Below are 1,153 nucleotides of genomic sequence, written 5' to 3' on the forward strand. Positions count from 1 at the left end.
CATGTTTACAGGATTTAAATTAGAAACAAATGATACTTTTGATAAATTCAAAGGTGCAGGTGAAGATGTATTTAAAGAAAATGAAAAAATAGTAGAGGAAGAAATCAATAAATTTTTATTGGTTGATGGAAGTATTGATGGTACAGAAATGCAGAAAAGCTGGTTTCCAGAAGTAAAAGCCGATATTTTTTTATCTCATTCCCACAAAGATAAAGATCAGGCTATGGGGTTAGCTGGATACTTAAAAAGCACATTTAATTTAGATGTATTTATAGATTCCTGTGTCTGGGGATATGCTAATAATCTTTTAAAACAAATTGACGAAAAATATAGTAAGAATGGTAGTAGTGCAACTTATGATTATGAAAAACGAAATTATTCTACCAGTCATGTGCATACAATGCTCACTACAGCTTTAGTAAAAATGATTCATAATACAGAATGTTTATTTTTCCTAAATACACCAAACTCTATGGAAACTAAAGATAATATAGATAACAAAACTTTATCTCCCTGGATATATATGGAGATAGCAATGAGTGATATGATTAAAAAAGTTAAACCAAAAAGAACTGGAATTATGAAAAAAGCATTTCAAGAAGGTATGGAGTATAACTCTTTGGATCTAACTATTAAGTATGATTTAGAAACAAAACACCTCACGTCTATTAATCAAAGTGATATTGATAAATGGTTCTTTGCTTACTATAGTGCCTTTAATTCAGAAAGAGTAACTAATAATCTATTAAGTCAATTACATCCTCTAGATGTTTTATATGATCAGCATAATCGATTAAAAAAAGAAGAGGAAGTGAGATGAAATAAACAAGAGGAAAATAAAACAAATTTAAAAGGAGAAAGTATGGAAACAAAAACAAGATATCTTGAAATGATTCAAAATGTAATGAGTCGCATGGCATCTAATTCTTTTTTATTGAAAGGTTGGACAGTTACGTTAATAGTTGGTTTGTTTGTATTTGCTAATAAAGCTGATGATATGGATCCTAAATATATAGTATTGGCATTAATTCCAGTGTTCTTTTTTTGGATGTTAGATGGGTTCTTTATTCATCAAGAATGGTTATTTAGAAAATTATATGAACATGCTATAACATTAGATGAGAATAATATTGACTTTTCAATGAAAACAGGT

2 protein-coding genes are annotated in these 1,153 nt (G+C 28.4%); both read left to right on the top strand.

Annotation, left to right across the window (positions count from 1 at the left end):
• Positions 1 to 820: hypothetical protein (locus AC1DWA_RS32885; protein WP_477917595.1), on the top strand; the 820-nt coding region annotated here is incomplete at its 5' end.
• Between the two features lie 42 nt (positions 821 to 862).
• The coding region (locus AC1DWA_RS32890) for a hypothetical protein (protein WP_477917597.1) at positions 863 to 1,153 on the top strand (291 nt) is incomplete at its 3' end.

The organism is Rhodococcus sp. P4_F3_2, assembly GCF_056401335.1.